The following is a 15403-nucleotide window of genomic DNA, read 5'->3' as shown; positions in this document are numbered from 1 at the left end:
GGCCCTCGCGGCCGGGGCGACCTGGCTGGGCACCGCCACGCCCGAGGAGGCCCTCGCGCTGCGCGCGGCCGGGCTGCCGGGCCGGATCATGTGCTGGCTCTGGGTGCCCGGCGGCCCCTGGCGCCAGGCGATCGAGGCCGACCTCGACGTCTCCGTCAGCGGCATGTGGGCGCTGCGCGAGGTCACCGAGGCCGCCCGCGCGGCGGGCCGTACCGCCCGTGTGCAGCTCAAGGCCGACACCGGCCTCGGCCGCAACGGCTGCCAGCCCGCCGACTGGCCCGAGCTGGTCGCCGAGGCGCTGAAGGCCGAGTCCGCCGGGCTGATCAAGGTCACCGGACTGTGGTCCCACTTCGCCTGCGCCGACGAGCCGGGCCACCCGTCCATCACCGCCCAGCTCGACCGTTTCCGCGAGATGACCGCGTACGCCGAGGAGCAGGGCCTGCGCCCCGAGGTGCGGCACATCGCCAACTCCCCGGCCACGCTGACCCTTCCGGAGACCCACTTCGACCTGGTGCGCACCGGCATCGCGATGTACGGCGTCTCGCCGAGCCCGGAGATCGGCACCCCGGCCGACTTCGGACTGCGCCCGGTGATGACGCTGCGCGCCTCGCTGGCCCTGGTCAAGCGGGTGCCCTGCGGCCACGGCATCAGCTACGGCCACCACTACACGACGCCCGGCGAGACGACCCTCGGCCTCGTCCCGGTCGGCTACGCGGACGGCATCCCCCGGCACGCCTCGGGCACCGGGCCCGTGCTGGTCGAGGGCAAGTGGCGTACCGTCGCGGGCCGGGTCGCGATGGACCAGTTCGTGGTCGACCTCGGCGGCGACGAGCCCGAGCCGGGCACGGACGCGGTGCTGTTCGGCCCCGGCGACGCGGGCGAGCCCACCGCCGAGGACTGGGCACAGGCGTGCGGCACGATCGCGTACGAGATCGTCACCCGCATCGGCGCCCGCGTGCCCCGCGTGCACCTGAACGGTGAAGAAGGGGAATAACCACCCTGCCGGGCCGGGCAGTTGAGCCCCGTGGCCCCCTGAGTGAGTCATGTCCCCGCTTTTTACGAACATGAGTACGGCGAAGATCTGAGCACGGCGGTACGGCGAGGAGGAGCGGTACGTGAGCGAGAGCAGTGCGGAGGGCGTGGCCGGGGCCGTCGCCGCGGTCTCCGCCGCCGGGGAGGCGGCGGGGAGCTGGCGCCGGGCGACCGGTCTCGCCGGGGCCGCGATAGGCGTCCTCGCCGCGGGCGCCGCCGCCGGGGTGGCCATCGAGCGCATGACGGTCGGACGCGGGATACGCCGCAAGGCCCAGCTCGCCCTGGACTCGGCGGGCCCCTACGGCACCCTGCGCGGCACCCCCGGCAAGGCCATGGCGGACGACGGCACGGAGCTGTACTTCGAGGTCGACGACATCGAGCCCGACCCCGGTCCGAGCGTCTCCCCGCGCCGCCGCAGGCTCTTCGGCCGCAAGGCCCCCGCCCCCGTGACCGTCGTCTTCTGCCACGGCTACTGCCTCGCCCAGGACTCCTGGCACTTCCAGCGGGCCGCCCTGCGCGGTGTCGTGCGCACCGTCCACTGGGACCAGCGCAGCCACGGCCGCTCCGGGCGGGGCGTGGCCCAGACCCGCGACGGTGTGCCGGTCACCATCGACCAGCTCGGCCGCGATCTGAAGGCGGTCCTCGACGCCGCCGCGCCGGAGGGCCCGATCGTGCTGGTCGGCCACTCCATGGGCGGCATGACGGTGATGGCGCTCGCCGCCCAGTTCCCGGAGCTGATCCGGGACCGCGTCGTCGCCACCGCGTTCGTCGGCACCTCCTCCGGGCGGCTCGGCGAGGTCAACTTCGGCCTCCCGCTGGCCGGGGTCAACGCGGTGCGCCGCGTCCTGCCGGGCGTGCTGAAGGCGCTCGGGCAGCAGGCGGAGCTGGTGGAGAAGGGGCGCCGGGCCACCGCCGAGCTGTTCGCCGGGGTGATCAAGCGGTACTCGTTCGCGGGACGGGACATCGACCCGGCGGTCGCGCGGTTCGCGGAGCGGATGATCGAGGCCACCCCGATCGACGTGGTCGCGGAGTTCTATCCGGCCTTCACCGACCACGACAAGACCGAGGCGCTGGCCGCCTTCCGGGACATCCCGGTGCTCGTGCTCGCCGGGGTACGGGACCTGGTGACGCCGAGCGAGCACAGCGAGGCGATAGCGGACCTGCTCCCCGACGGCGAGCTGGTGCTCGTGCCGGACGCCGGGCACCTGGTGATGCTGGAGCACCCGGAGGTCGTCACCGACCGGCTCGCGGACCTGCTCACCCGCGCGGGAGCGGTACCGGCAGGGGCTACCGTTGCTGGCTATGGAAGAGGCAGCAGCACCGCACAGCCCGGCTGAGATCCGGCTCACCGTCACCTCCCCCGAGCAGATGCGCGGACTCGGCCTCCGCCTGGCCGGGCTGTTGCGCGCGGGCGATCTCGTGATGCTCAGCGGGGAGCTGGGCGCGGGCAAGACGACGCTGACCCGGGGGCTCGGCGAGGGGCTCGGGGTGCGCGGCGCGGTCACCTCGCCGACATTCGTGATCGCGCGGGTCCACCCCTCCCTGGTGGACGGCCCGCCGCTGGTCCACGTCGACGCCTACCGCCTCGCCGGGGGCCTCGACGAGATGGAGGACCTGGACCTCGACGTGTCGCTGCCCGAGTCGGTGATCGTCGTGGAGTGGGGCGAGGGCAAGGTCGAGGAACTGACCGACGACCGCCTGGAGGTCCTGATCGACCGCGCGACCGGGGACACCACCGACGAGGTACGGCACGTGACGGTGACCGGGCTCGGCAAGCGGTGGGCGGAGACCGACCTGGGCGCGCTGGAGGGCTGAGGCGCCGGAAGGTGCCGGAGGGGCGAGGGCCCGTGTCCATATCCCGACATGCTGTCGGGATCGTATTGCGCGGGACGTACCGGGCGTGGTCACATGGTAGCCAGCCCGTGGTTAGGCATACCTAACCACACCCGCCCCCGCAGCTCAGGAGGCGTCATGTCCGCTCCACGTCCCACGGCCCGGCCCGAGCGGGCCGGACGCGCCCCGGTGACCCCGCAGGTGTCGATGCGCGACCTGCTGGCCTCGTGCGCGGCGGCGAAAGCGGTCTCCACCCCGCCGCCCGCCCCGGACCCGGCCGAACACACCCCGGACCACCGCGAGGCGGCGTAACCGCGTCACGGCAGGGGGGTCAGCGGATCACCATCACCGGGACGCCGATCGTCGCGAACCGCCACATGGCGTCGCCGTCCGGCCGGGTCTCGCGGATGCCGCCGGTCTTCACCGAGCCGGTGTCGGATTCCGTCTGCGCCGGATCGTCGTCGGTCGCGGCGCTGAAGCCGATCGTCACGCCGTTCCGTGTGGCGAAGCGGACCACGTGCTCGACGAGTACGCCGTCGGTGCCCGGGACCTGCTTGGAGCGCGAGGTCACCCAGTAGGCGCCGAGACGCGGGTCCACCTGTCCGGGGCGTACCCGGAAGGTGCGCTGGACGCGCTCGTGGCCGTCCACCAGCCAGACCCGGTCGTCGTCCACCGAGTACACGACCCGTTCGCCCTTGCCGGAGTCGCGCGGCAGCGCGGTCGGGTGGCGGCTGTCGCGCGGGGCCTTGGCGGCGGGGGAGGGGGAGGCGTTCGCCTTGACGCGGCCCATGCCCGCCGGGACGGTGGCCTGCGCCTGCCAGGCGAGGAGGGCGACGGTGCCGAGGGCGGCCGCGGTGAGGCCGGCCACGATTCCCGAGCTGGTGCCTGCCACGTGGGACCGCCTTCGCCTCGTGCCCATATGTCGTACTTCGTACAGACCGTAGCAGCCGGTGACCGTCCGTCCGGGGCGGGCGTGCGCGAGCCGCGGGCGCCGTAGGCTGTTCGCGTGCTCTTGCTCGCTCTGGATACCGCCACCCCCGCCGTCACCGTCGCGCTGCACGACGGCGAGGCCGTCGTCGCCTCGTCCGGTCAGGTGGACGCGCGCCGCCACGGGGAGCTGCTGCTGCCCGCCGTCGACCGCGTGCTCGCCGCCGCCGGGGTCAAGCTCGACGCCGTCACCGGCATCGTCGTCGGCACCGGACCCGGCCCCTACACGGGCCTGCGCGTCGGTCTGATGACCGCCGACACCTTCGGCCTCGCGCTCGGCGTCCCCGTGTACGGCGTGTGCACCCTGGACGGCCTCGCCTACGCCGCCGACATCGAGAAGGGCCCCTTCGTGGTGGCCACCGACGCCCGGCGCAAGGAGGTCTACTGGGCGACGTACGCCGACTCGCGCACCCGGCTCACCGGCCCCGCCGTGGACCGCCCGGCCGACATCGCGGAGCGGGTCGCGGGCCTGCCCGCCGTCGGCGCGGGCGCGCTGCTCTACCCGGACACCTTCCCCCAGGCCCACGAGCCGGAGCACGTCTCCGCCGCCGCGCTGGCCTCCCTGGCCGCCGAGAAGCTGGCTGCGGGCGAGGAGCTGGAGGAGCCCCGGCCGCTGTATCTGCGCCGTCCCGACGCGCAGGTGCCGAAGAACTACAAGGTGGTCACCCCGAAGTGACCGCTGAGCTGCGCGAGATGCGCTGGTGGGACATCGACCGGGTCCTGGAGCTGGAGAAGGACCTGTTCCCCGAGGACGCCTGGTCGCGGGGCATGTTCTGGTCCGAGCTGGCCCACTCCCGGGGCCCGGAGGCGACCCGGCGCTATCTGGTCGCCTCGGCACCGGACGGCCGGATCGTCGGGTACGCGGGCCTCGCCGCCTCCGGTGACCTCGGCGACGTGCAGACCATCGCCGTCGCCCGCGACCGGCAGGGCACCGGGCTCGGCGCCCGGCTGCTGACCGAGCTGCTGCGGGCCGCGACCACCTTCGAGTGCGCCGAGGTGATGCTGGAGTGCCGGGTGGACAACACCCGCGCCCAGAAGCTCTACGAGCGCTTCGGCTTCGCCCCGATCGGCTTCCGGCGCGGCTACTACCAGCCGGGCAACGTGGACGCCGTGGTGATGCGCCTGACCGACCCCTCTTCCTCCCTGGAAGACGTACAAGGAACCGAGCAAGGAACCGAGATCAATGGCTGACGAACCTCTCGTCCTCGGCATCGAGACCTCCTGCGACGAGACCGGCGTCGGCATCGTCCGCGGCACGACCCTGCTGGCGGACGCCGTCGCCTCCAGCGTCGACGAGCACGCCCGCTTCGGCGGTGTCGTCCCCGAGGTCGCCTCCCGCGCCCACCTGGAGGCGATGGTCCCGACCATCGACCGCGCGCTGAAGGAGGCGGGCATCAGCGCCCGCGACCTCGACGGCATCGCCGTCACCGCGGGCCCCGGCCTCGCGGGCGCCCTCCTGGTCGGCGTCTCGGCCGCCAAGGCGTACGCCTACGCCCTCGGCAAGCCCCTCTACGGCGTCAATCACCTCGCCTCCCACATCTGCGTGGACCAGCTGGAGCACGGTCCGCTGCCCGAGCCGACCATGGCCCTGCTGGTCTCCGGCGGCCACTCCTCGCTGCTGCTGTCCTCGGACATCACCTCCGACGTACGGCCGATGGGCGCCACCATCGACGACGCGGCGGGCGAGGCCTTCGACAAGATCGCCCGCGTGCTGAACCTGGGCTTCCCCGGCGGCCCGGTCATCGACCGCTACGCCCGCGAGGGCGACCCGAAGGCCATCGCCTTCCCGCGCGGCCTGAGCGGCCCTCGCGACCCCGCCTACGACTTCTCCTTCTCCGGTCTCAAGACCGCCGTGGCCCGCTGGATCGAGGCCAAGCGCGCGGCGGGCGAGGAGGTGCCCGTCCGTGACGTGGCCGCCTCCTTCCAGGAGGCCGTGGTGGACGTGCTGACCCGCAAGGCCGTGCGCGCCTGCAAGGACGAGGGCGTCGACCATCTGATGATCGGCGGCGGTGTCGCGGCCAACTCCCGGCTGCGGGCGCTCGCCCAGGAGCGCTGCGAGGCGGCCGGCATCCGGCTGCGCGTGCCGCGCCCCAAGCTGTGCACGGACAACGGCGCGATGGTCGCCGCGCTCGGCGCCGAGATGGTCGCCCGCAACCGGGCCGCCTCCGACTGGGACCTGTCCGCCGACTCCTCCCTGCCGGTGACCGACCCGCATGTGCCGGGCAACGGGCACGGGCACAGCCACGACCACGTCCACGAGGTCAGCAAGGAGAACCTGTACTCGTGAGCGTCACCCTGATGTGGGAGGCGCGGGCCGCCGAGGGCCGGGGTGCCGACCTGCTCGCCTGGGCCCGCGCCCAGGAGCTGCCTGCCGCGCCGCTGCGCCGGGAGACGTTCCGGGCGCCGGGGGAGCGGGTGCTGGTCCTCACCTGGTGGGACGCGGCGTACGACGCGGACGTGCCGGAACTGCCTGATCCGGACGCGGGGTTGGTGTCACGGCCCGTGCATCGGTGGCGTTTCGAGCCGGTCGGGAACTGATTTCGCTGATGGTGCGGTCAGGGCTGGCGCTCGGCGGCGATCTTTGGCTATGATCATCACAGAGCGAACGGGCCGGAACAACTCCGGTCAGAACGCCAGGCGTTGGTGGTCCAAGGAAAGACGCCCCGCTTCCTGCGGGGAAATGCAGGTGCAAGGCCTGCCCGGCGCTCAGATCAGAAGGCGCCCCGGTTTCGACCGGGGCGCCTTCGCCGTTTCCCGGCTCACCCGGCGGGGGCCACCACCGTGTCGCAGCGCAGTACGCGCTCCGGGCCCGCCACGCGCACCGGTCCGGTCAGCGTCACATGTGCCGTGTGCCGCACCTCGGCGCTCGACGGGCCCAACCGCAGCTCCAGCGCCCCCGGTTCGACGATCCGGGCGCCCGAGCGGCCGGTGAAGGACGCCAGGTCGGCGTGGAAGCGGAAGCTCACGCGGGCCGCCTCGCCCGGCCCCAACTCCAGCCGCCGGTAACCGATCAGCCGCACATCGGGCCGTGTCACCGAGGCCACCGGGTCGTGCAGATAGAGCTGCACCACCTCCGCGCCCGCCCGCTCCCCGGTGTTGCGCACGGTCAGCGAGAGGTCGCAGGCCCCGTCCGTGCCGATCTCGACGGGCTCCGTTCCGCTGAACTCCCCCCAGGCGAACGAGGTGTACGACAGTCCGTGGCCGAAGGGGTAGAGGGGTGTCGGGTCCAGGGCGCTGACCTCGCCCGCGAGGCCGAGCGGCGGCTGGAGATAGGTCCAGGGCTGGCCGCCGGGGTCGCGCGGCATGCTCAGGGGGAGGCGGCCCGAGGGGTTGACCCGGCCCGAGAGCACTCCGGCGACCGCCGTGCCGCCCTCCTCGCCGGGGAAGAACGCCTGGACTGTCGCGCCGAGTTGGCCGTCCCAGCGGCCCAGCGCATACGGGCGTCCGGTGAGCAGCACCAGCACGACCGGGGTACCGGTGGCCACCAGCGCGTCCAGCAACCCAGCCTGTACGCCCGGGAGTTCCAGGTCGGCCACATCGCAGCCCTCGCCCGAGGTGCCCCGCCCGAACAGGCCCGCCCGGTCGCCGAGCACCGCCACGCACACGTCGGCGTCGGCTGCCAGGGCCACGGCCTCCGCGAACCCGGAGGTGTCCGGGTCCGAGACGCCGCAGCCTTCGGCGAACTTGACCTCCGCGTCCGGGAGTTCGGTGCGCAGGGACTCCAGGACCGTCGGGATCTCGATGCCGAGGGGTACGTCCGGGTGGTGGGGGAGGACATGGGAGGGGAAGGAGTAGCAGCCGAGCATCGCGAGCGGGTCGGCGGCGCGGGGGCCCACCACCGCGATCCGGGCGGCGGGGGAGAGTGGCAGCAGTCCGGCCGGGTTGGCGAGCAGGATCACCGACTCCTCCGCCAGGCGGCGGGCGAGGGCACGGTTTCCGGGCGGGTCCAGGTCCACAGGGCCCTCGGCCTCGGTCTCCGGGGCGAAGTCCTCGTCCAGCAGCCCCAGTTCGCACTTCTGGAGCAGGACGCGGCGGGCCGCGCGGTCCACCAGGGACTCGGGTACGTCCCCGGCCCGTACCGCCGCGACCAGGTCCGTGCCGTAGCAGTCCACGGTGGGCAGTTCGACGTCGATCCCGGCGGCCAGCGCCAGACGGGCCGCCTGGGTCTTCGTGGCGGCCACCCGGTGCAGGGTGCGCAGGAAGCCGACGGCGAAGTAGTCGGCGACCACCGTGCCGGTGAAGCCCCACTCCTCGCGCAGCAGCCCGGTCAGCAGCTCCGGGTCGGCCGAGGCCGGGACGCCGTCGGTCTCGGTGTAGGCGGCCATCACCGACCGCGCGCCGCCCTCGCGCAGCGCGTGCTCGAAGGGCGGCAGGACGACGTCCGCCAGCTCGCGGACGCCCGCCCGCACCGGTGCCAGATTGCGAGCGCCCGCCGAGCCCGCGTACCCGGCGAAGTGCTTCAGGGTGGCGACCACCCCGGCCGACTCCAGGCCCCGTACATAGGCGGCGCCGACCGTGCCGACCAGGTACGGGTCCTCCCCGATGGTCTCCTCCACCCGGCCCCAGCGCAGATCGCGCGCCACGTCCAGGACCGGGGCGAGACCCTGGTGGACGCCGACCGAGCACAGGTCGGCGCCGATGCGGCGGCCCATCTCCGCCACCAGCTCCGGGTCGAAGGAGGCGCCCCAGGCGGGCGGGACCGGGTACGCGGTCGCGCCCCAGGCGGTGAAGCCGGCCAGGCACTCCTCGTGGGCGAGCGCGGGGATGCCGAAGCGGCCCGCGGTGGCGATACGGCGCTGGGCGGCGGCGAGCGCACGGGCACCCGCCGCCGCGTCCACGGGGGCGGTGCCGAAGGAGCGCGTCAACTGGCCGAGGCCGTGCGCGATCAGCTCGTCCCAGTCCGCCACCCGGCTCATCTCGCCCTGGAGCGGGGCGACTTCACCACCCTCCGCGTCCGCGCCCACCCACACGCCGTACAGCTGGGCCGTCTTCTCCTCCAGGGTCATCCGGGACAGCAGGTCGGCGACGCGGTCGGCGGCGGGCAGGGCGGGGTCGCGCCAGGGGGTGGTGGTCATGGAGCTCCTGTCGGGGGTGTCGTACGAGGGGGGATGCGGGACGGCCGGGATCACTTGCCGCCCACGCCCATCAGGCCGCCGACCAGGGCGCGCCGGGCCACCAGGTAGACGGCGAACACGGGGATGCCGGAGAGGACGACCGAGGCGAGCAGCGCGGGGATGTTCACGCCGAACTGGCTGACGTAGGTGAACAGGCCCAGGGTGAGGACGCGGGGGCCGTCGGACTGGGTGAAGATCAGGGGGAAGAGGAAGCCGTTCCAGGCCTGGAGCGCCGCGTAGACGACGACGGTGCCGATGCCTCCCCTGGCGAGGGGGATGACCAGCTGGAAGAGCATCCGCGCCGGGGAGGCGCCGTCCAGGGCCATGGCCTCGTACAGCTCCTCGGAGATGTCCCGCAGGGTGCCGGTGAGGATCAAGACCGAGACCGGCATGGCGAAGGCGGCCGTGGGCAGCACGACGGCGAGCAGGCTGTCGTACAGGTTCAGCTTGGCGATCATCAGATAGAGCGGGACCACCACGGCCTGCGCGGGGATGGCCACGCCGAGCAGGAACAGCCGGAAGGCGGCGCCGGACCAGAAGCCGCGGGTGCGTACGGCCACGTACGCCAGTGGCACGCACAGGACCAGGACGATGCCCACGACGGCGGCCGCCACCAGCGCGGTGTTGGCGAGGAAGTGGCCGAAGCCGCTGTGCAGGACGGTGTCGTAGTTGGCGAGGGTGGGGTGGCGCGGTGGGCGCAGGGCGTTGTGGCCCAGGGCCTCGTCCTGGCCGGTCAGGGAGAGCGAGATCATCGCGTAGACCGGGACGATGACGACGGCCAGCCAGATCACCGAGCCGAGACCGGCGAGCGGGTCGGCGCGCCGGGTCCAACGGCGGCGCGGGGGTAGGGGCTTCGGGGGCGCGGGGGGCTTCACCGGAGGGGAGAGGGTGTCGGGGGCCACGGCGTCACATTCCTTCGCGGGTGCTGCGCATGGCGCCGAAGCCGGACAGTCGGATCAGCAGCAGGGAGAGCGCGGTGGCGGCCACGACGAGGAAGGTCGCGACGGCGCTGGCGTAGCCGAAGTCGTAGCTCTTGAAGCCCGCTTCGTACATCAGGTACGGCAGGATCGCGGTGTCCGTGCCGGGGCCGCCCTGGGTGAGGATCAGGACGGTCTCGAAGTAGGTCAGCGAGCCGACGATCATCAGCACGCCCGAGGTCGTCGCCGTGTTGCGCAGCTGGGGCAGGGTGATGGAGACGAACCGGCGCAGGCGTCCGGCGCCGTCGATCGCGGCCGCCTGGTAGAGCACGTCGGGGATCTGCCGTGCACCGCCCTGGTAGATCATCGTGTGGAAGGGGATGAACTGCCAGCCGCCGACGAAGACGAGCGCGAGGAACGCGCCGGAGGTCGTGCCGAGCGTGTCGCCGCGCACGATGCCGAAGTTGGGGTCGAGCAGGGCGTAGAAGAGCAGCGAGATCGCCGTCGAGGACAGCAGGAACGGCACGAAGAAGACGGCCGACAGGATCGCCCGGTTGCGCTGCCGTCCGGCCGCCCAGACGCCGAGCAACAGGGACACGACCGTCTGGAACGCCCAACTCGCCAGCGTGAGAAGGACGGTGACGGTCAGGGACTGGGTGAGTCGGTCGTCCGTCACCAGCTTGCGCCAGTTGGTCAGGCCCGCCGGGCGAGGGTCGCCCAGGCCGTTCCAGGTGGTGAAGGACAGGCAGAACGCGAGGACCATGGGCAGGAGGGCGAAGAAGCCGAAGAAGAGCACGGCGGGCAGCGCCCAGGAGGGGTGGGGGCGCCCGGCTCGCGCGGCCAACCCGCTGGTCTTGCCGCTCACTTCAACTCCTTGAGCGCCGACACGAACCGCTCCGGCGACGACTTGCCGACGAACAGCTTGTTGACCTCGGTGAGCATCGGGGTGGAAGCGTTCGGGTCGACCGCCTGGTCCCAGCTGAGCGTGAACGCGGGTGCGTTCTGCACTAGTTGGTACTGGAAGCGGGCGAACTCCGGGTTGGGGGAGGCGTCGAGGAGACCGGCCGCGTTGGAGGTGGCCGGGATGTCTCCGTTGGCGATCAGGTCCTTGGCGTAGCGCTCGGAGGCGCAGTCGCGGAGGAAGGCGAGGGCCGCGTCCTTGTTGCTCGTACGGGCGTTCACCGACCAGTAGTTGGTGGGGTTGCCGACCACGTTGCGGATGTCGCCCGCGCCGCCCTCGAACTCCGGGAAGGGGCACCAGCCGAGGTCCTTCCTGGCGAAGTCGGGGAACTTGCCGAGCTGGGTGGAGTACTCCCACGACCCCATCAGATGCATGGCGGCCTTGCCCTTGGCGAAGGCGGCGGGCGCACCGCCGTTGGTGTAGGCGACCGAGCTGAAGCCCTTGCCGAAGGCGCCGTCGTCGATGAGTTCGCGCACGGTCCGGGCGGCCTTGAGGACGGCGGGGTCGCCCCAGGCGGCCGAGTCGCCGTTCTTGATCCGGTCGAAGACCTCGGGGCCGCCGATCCGGTCAACCAGGTACTCCAGCCACATGAGTTCGGGCCAGACGTCGGCGCCGCCCAGGGCGAAGGGGGTGATCCCGGCCTTCTTCAACTTCGCGTTGGTGTCCAGGAGTTGGTCCCAGGTGGCGGGCGCCTTCAGGCCGTGCTCGGTGAACAGACGCTTGTTGTAGAAGAGGATCACCGGCTGCATGCCGCGCATGGGGATGCCGTACTCGCGCCCGCCGAGCGCGCCCGCGGCGAGGACGGAGGGCAGGAAGCCGTTCTTGAGGACCGGGTCGGAGGCGATGGTGCCGGTGAGGTCGAGGAGCTGGTGGGCCTCCTCGTAGGCCTTGATGGAGCCGCCGCCCCAGTTGAAGAACACGTCGGGGGCGTTGGGCGAGCCCATCGCGGTGCGCAGCTTGGCGGGGTACTCCGCGCCGGGCACCTTCTCCAGCCGGACTCTGCCCTTGGTCGTGCGGGCCGCGGCCGAGGCGTTGAACCGCGACACCGCCGCGGCCTGCACCTTCGCCGCGTCGTCGCCGTACACGAACGCCGTGAGCGTGCCGTCCGCGCCGGAGCCGCCGCCGGAACCGCAGGCGGTGAGCCCGGCGGCGAGGGTGGTGGCACCGGCACCGAGGATCCAGCGCCTGCTGTAGGTCTCCATGGACGGGCACCCCTCACGGATCGTTCGCGGACGGTTCCGCGAATCTCTTCGAATGTTTCGAAAGTCAACTCGAATGTTCCGGGAACGTAAGACGCCCGAGGGAGCCCGTCAAGAGGTCGCGCAGAGATACGATCGCGGCCATGAAGCCGACGAAGAACGGAACGGCGCAGAGCGCCACGCTCGCCGAGATCGCCCGGGAGGCCGGGGTGTCGGCTCCGACTGTTTCGAAGGTGCTCAACGGGCGGGCCGACGTCGCCGCCGCCACCCGCGCCCGGGTCGAGGAGCTGCTGCGCGCCCACGGCTACCGCCGCAGACGGGCCGAGGCCACCCGCTCTCCGCTGATCGACCTGGTCTTCCACGAGCTGGAGAGCGCCTGGGCGATGGAGGTCATCCGGGGCGTGGAGAACGTGGCCCGGGAGGCGGGCCTGAGCGTGGTGCTCTCCGAGAGCGCCGGACGGCTCACCCCCGGCCGCACCTGGGCCGACCAGGTCGCGGGCCGCCGCCCGCACGGCGTGATCCTGGTCCTGTCGGATCTCGACGACGCCCAGCGCGCCCTGCTGACCAGCCGCCGCATCCCCTTCGTGGTCCTCGACCCGGCGGGCGACCCGGGGGCCGACGTGCCCTCCATCGGCGCCACCAACTGGCAGGGCGGCCTCGCCGCGACCCGGCACCTCATCGACCTCGGCCACACCCGGATCGGCGCGATCAGCGGCCCCTCCCGCATGATGTGCAGCCGCGCCCGCCTCGACGGCTACCGGGCCGCGCTGGAGACGGCAGGTCTGCCCGTCGACCCGACCCTCATCAAGGCGGGCGACTTCCACCACGACTCCGGCCGCCGCCTCGGCCTGGAACTCCTGCGCGCCCCCGACCGCCCCACCGCCGTCTTCGCGGGCAACGACCTCCAGGCCCTCGGCCTCTACGAAGCCGCCCGCGAACTCGGCCTCCGCGTCCCCGAGGACGTCAGCGTCGTCGGCTTCGACGACCTCCCCGTCGCCCGCTGGGTAGGCCCCCCACTGACCACCGTCCGCCAGCCCCTGACCGAAATGGCCGAGGCCGCCGCCCGCCTGGTCCTCGACCTCGGCCGCCCGGACTCCGCCTCCGCCTCCACCCGCGTGGAACTGGCGACGAGCCTGGTGGTGCGGTCTAGCACGGGGGCGCCGTCGGCGTGATCACCCGTTTGGATGATCGGCAGAGGTTACGGAGCGTCAGGTGCAGGGGCTTCCCTAGCGTTTCCTTGTCGCTTGTGCCGCAGCGGCGCACATGCCCACACTTGAAGGAGGAGGTGCTTCACGATGACCGCTCTCGCAGAAGAGGTGGTGGCCCCGGTGGTGACGGATCAGCCGGTTCCCGAGCCGGTTTCCGACCTGGACGAGGTCCTGTGGCAGGCGTGGAAGGCCATGGATCTCCCCGAGGGCTACCGCGCCGAGATCATCGAGGGGGCCATCGAGGTGTCGCCTACCGGTCGCCGTCGTCATACCGTGCTCATCGGCCGTCTCCGTCGAGCGCTGGACGCTCATCTGGCAGGCAGTGGCTATGCAGCCCATAACGACGGCAATGTGATCCATCGGCAGAAGGTCTGGATCCCGGACCTCTTTGTCGCCCCCGTCGACCTCGACGACATTCCCGACGAGGAGGGTCTCGGTGTCGACGCCGCCGGTGTCAAGGTGGTCATCGAGGTGACATCCCCGGGCCACCGCAACCTCCAGCGCGACCGCGCCCGCAAGCACCGCGAATACGCCCGGGCCGGCATTCCGGTCTACGTGATCGTCGACGACTACGACGACGAGGGGGCCGTGCTGGTGCTGACGTCCCCCGACGCGAAGAAGGGCAAGTACGCCGACGAGCACCGGGTTCCGTACGGGACGGACGCGGTGATCCCGGAGGGCCCGGCGAAGGGCTTCGCCGTGGGCAAGTCGATCGTCGCAGCCTGAGCGGGCGCCCCTACGCCGCCGGATGCCCGATCAGCATCGTCGGCGCCCCCGCCACCCGCGTGAGAAACACGGTCGCGGAGTTGGGCCCCTGCGGCTTCACCTTGCGGCGGAGTTCCTCCGGTTCGACCGCTGAGCCGCGCTTCTTGACGGTGAGGGTGCCGACCTGGCGTTCGCGGAGGAAGGCTTTCAACTTCTTGAGGTTGAAGGGGAGTTGGTCGGTGATCTCGTAGGCGGTGGCGTACGGGGTGGGGCGCAGGGTGTGGGCGGTGATGTAGGCGATGGTCTCGTCCAGGAGGCCGCCGGACAGGTCCTCGGCGACCTCGGCGACGAGGTGGGCGCGGATGACGGCGCCGTCGGGCTCGTAGAGGTAGCGGCCGACCGGGCGGACCGCCGGGTCGGGCAGGCCGCGGCCGAGCAGGGTGCGGGGGCCCGGGAGCAGGGTGGCGCGGACGCCGCCCGGGGTGCCGGTGCCGAACCACAGCACGGCCTCCTTCACGTCCCCGGCGTCCGAGATCCACTCGGCCTCGGCCTCGGCGGGCACCGCCTCGTGCGGGATGCCGGGGGCGATCTTCAGCGCGGCGCGCGGGGCCGTACGGGCCGCCGTGACCGCCCAGGACAGGGGCGGGGAGTACGCCTCGGGGTCGAAGATGCGGCCCCGGCCGCCGCGCCGCGCCGGGTCCACGAACACCGCGTCGTACCCGGCCGTGTCCACCTCGGTGACGTCCGCCTCGCGCACCTCGATCAGGTCGTCCAGGCCCAGCGCCTCCGCGTTCGCCCGCGCCACCGCCGCCGTCAGCGGGTCGCGGTCCACGGCCAGGACCCGGATGCCCGCGCGGGCCAGCGCGATCGCGTCGCCGCCGATCCCGCAGCACAGGTCGGCCACCGAGGTCACCCCGAGCGCCCGCATCCGCTCCGCGCGGTACGCCGCCACGCTGGTCCGGGTCGACTGCTCGACCCCGTTCGGGGTGAAGAACATCCGCTCCGCGTCCCCGGCCCCGAACTTGGCCGCCGCCCGCTGCCGCAGCCGGGCCTGCCCCAGCGCGGCCGACACCAGTTCGACGGGGTGGGTGCGGCGCAGCCGGGTCGCGACGGCGAGTTCGTCGGCCGGGGCGGTGCCGCGCACCTCGTCGAGCAGGGCCCGGCCCTCGTCGGTGCGAAGGGCGTGGAAGGAGGAGAGCTGGTCGTTCACCGGCTCATTGTGGGCCAGTCGGTGGACCGTACGCCTCCGGCGGCGGTGTCGGGCCGGTCACGGGGCTCCGGCCTGCCAGGATCCGGCACCATGCGAGCCGTCGTACAAAACGATAAAATTCGGGCGCGGTTGCGCTCGACCGCCCTGCGCTGCGGCGTCGCCGCACTGACCGCCGCCGCCGTCCTCACCGGCTGCGCGGGCCCCGGCGACAACGCCGCCCCGCACAAGGCCCCCGCC

At 72.8% G+C, this 15403-nt stretch carries 16 protein-coding genes; 10 read left to right on the top strand and 6 right to left on the bottom strand.

Going from position 1 to position 15403, the window contains the following annotated elements; translation table 11 throughout:
• From alr to GTW40_RS32765, 4 genes are all read left to right on the top strand, one after another.
• A partial coding sequence (gene alr / locus GTW40_RS22570; protein WP_161182009.1) for an alanine racemase occupies nt 1-994 on the top strand: 994 nt, incomplete at its 5' end.
• A 121-nt stretch (nt 995-1115) separates the two neighbouring features.
• Nucleotides 1116-2369: an alpha/beta hydrolase gene (locus GTW40_RS22565; protein WP_161182008.1), complete on the top strand. Its 1254-nt coding sequence runs from the start codon at nt 1116-1118 to the stop codon at nt 2367-2369.
• Nucleotides 2335-2847: a tRNA (adenosine(37)-N6)-threonylcarbamoyltransferase complex ATPase subunit type 1 TsaE gene (tsaE, locus tag GTW40_RS22560; protein WP_161182007.1), complete on the top strand. Its 513-nt coding sequence runs from the start codon at nt 2335-2337 to the stop codon at nt 2845-2847. Before GTW40_RS22565 ends, tsaE begins: the two co-directional genes overlap by 35 nt.
• A 156-nt stretch (nt 2848-3003) precedes the next feature.
• A complete protein-coding gene (locus tag GTW40_RS32765; protein WP_202486276.1) occupies nt 3004-3177 on the top strand; it encodes a hypothetical protein in 174 nt (57 codons plus the stop codon).
• A 19-nt stretch (nt 3178-3196) separates the two neighbouring features.
• On the opposite strand, the gene GTW40_RS22555 is transcribed toward GTW40_RS32765, so the two are convergent.
• Nucleotides 3197-3757 carry a hypothetical protein gene (locus tag GTW40_RS22555; RefSeq protein WP_161182006.1) on the bottom strand — a complete coding sequence of 187 codons (561 nt, stop codon included), beginning with the start codon at nt 3755-3757 and terminating at the stop codon, nt 3197-3199.
• Between the two features lie 114 nt (nt 3758-3871).
• Between GTW40_RS22555 and tsaB the strand changes: the two genes are divergently transcribed.
• The 4 genes from tsaB to GTW40_RS22535 are packed head-to-tail and all read left to right on the top strand — an operon-like array spanning nt 3872 to nt 6390.
• A complete protein-coding gene (gene tsaB / locus GTW40_RS22550) occupies nt 3872-4528 on the top strand; it encodes a tRNA (adenosine(37)-N6)-threonylcarbamoyltransferase complex dimerization subunit type 1 TsaB (protein ID WP_161182005.1) in 657 nt (218 codons plus the stop codon).
• Between the two features lie 17 nt (nt 4529-4545).
• Nucleotides 4546-5043 (top strand): ribosomal protein S18-alanine N-acetyltransferase, encoded by a 498-nt coding sequence (rimI, locus tag GTW40_RS22545; RefSeq protein ID WP_161182012.1) that lies wholly within the window; start codon nt 4546-4548, stop codon nt 5041-5043.
• Nucleotides 5036-6139 (top strand): tRNA (adenosine(37)-N6)-threonylcarbamoyltransferase complex transferase subunit TsaD, encoded by a 1104-nt coding sequence (tsaD, locus tag GTW40_RS22540; RefSeq protein WP_161182004.1) that lies wholly within the window; start codon nt 5036-5038, stop codon nt 6137-6139. The genes rimI and tsaD overlap by 8 nt, the downstream gene beginning before the upstream one ends.
• The gene (locus GTW40_RS22535; protein WP_161182003.1) at nt 6136-6390 is read left to right on the top strand and encodes a hypothetical protein; all 255 of its coding nucleotides are present in this window, start codon (nt 6136-6138) and stop codon (nt 6388-6390) included. Before tsaD ends, GTW40_RS22535 begins: the two co-directional genes overlap by 4 nt.
• Nucleotides 6391-6611: 221 nt before the next feature.
• Here GTW40_RS22535 and GTW40_RS22530 read toward each other — a convergent pair whose 3' ends face one another.
• From GTW40_RS22530 to GTW40_RS22515, 4 genes are read right to left on the bottom strand one after another with little or no spacing between them, the layout of a single operon-like run.
• The gene (locus tag GTW40_RS22530) at nt 6612-8927 is read right to left on the bottom strand and encodes a glycoside hydrolase family 3 N-terminal domain-containing protein (protein WP_161182002.1); all 2316 of its coding nucleotides are present in this window, start codon (nt 8925-8927) and stop codon (nt 6612-6614) included.
• A gap of 50 nt (nt 8928-8977) precedes the next feature.
• Nucleotides 8978-9841 (bottom strand): carbohydrate ABC transporter permease, encoded by an 864-nt coding sequence (locus GTW40_RS22525; RefSeq protein ID WP_161182011.1) that lies wholly within the window; start codon nt 9839-9841, stop codon nt 8978-8980.
• Between the two features lie 31 nt (nt 9842-9872).
• Nucleotides 9873-10748: a sugar ABC transporter permease gene (locus GTW40_RS22520; protein ID WP_161182001.1), complete on the bottom strand. Its 876-nt coding sequence runs from the start codon at nt 10746-10748 to the stop codon at nt 9873-9875.
• Nucleotides 10745-12046 carry an extracellular solute-binding protein gene (locus GTW40_RS22515; RefSeq protein WP_161182000.1) on the bottom strand — a complete coding sequence of 434 codons (1302 nt, stop codon included), beginning with the start codon at nt 12044-12046 and terminating at the stop codon, nt 10745-10747. Before GTW40_RS22515 ends, GTW40_RS22520 begins: the two co-directional genes overlap by 4 nt.
• Before the next feature lie 140 nt (nt 12047-12186).
• Between GTW40_RS22515 and GTW40_RS22510 the strand changes: the two genes are divergently transcribed.
• The gene (locus GTW40_RS22510) at nt 12187-13215 is read left to right on the top strand and encodes a LacI family DNA-binding transcriptional regulator (protein WP_161181999.1); all 1029 of its coding nucleotides are present in this window, start codon (nt 12187-12189) and stop codon (nt 13213-13215) included.
• Nucleotides 13216-13338: 123 nt separating this feature from the next.
• A complete protein-coding gene (locus tag GTW40_RS22505; RefSeq protein WP_202486274.1) occupies nt 13339-13977 on the top strand; it encodes a Uma2 family endonuclease in 639 nt (212 codons plus the stop codon).
• A gap of 10 nt (nt 13978-13987) precedes the next feature.
• Here the strand turns inward: GTW40_RS22505 and GTW40_RS22500 are convergent, their stop codons facing one another.
• Nucleotides 13988-15166, bottom strand: a complete 1179-nt coding sequence (locus tag GTW40_RS22500) for a class I SAM-dependent methyltransferase (RefSeq protein ID WP_161181998.1) — start codon at nt 15164-15166, stop codon at nt 13988-13990.
• Nucleotides 15167-15403: the final 237 nt, after the last annotated feature.

It is taken from the genome of Streptomyces sp. SID4985, from assembly GCF_009863025.1.
Lineage (GTDB): Bacteria > Actinomycetota > Actinomycetes > Streptomycetales > Streptomycetaceae > Streptomyces.
The sequence above is the reverse complement of the archived record's forward strand: the minus strand, read 5'-3'. Positions and strand labels throughout refer to the sequence as shown.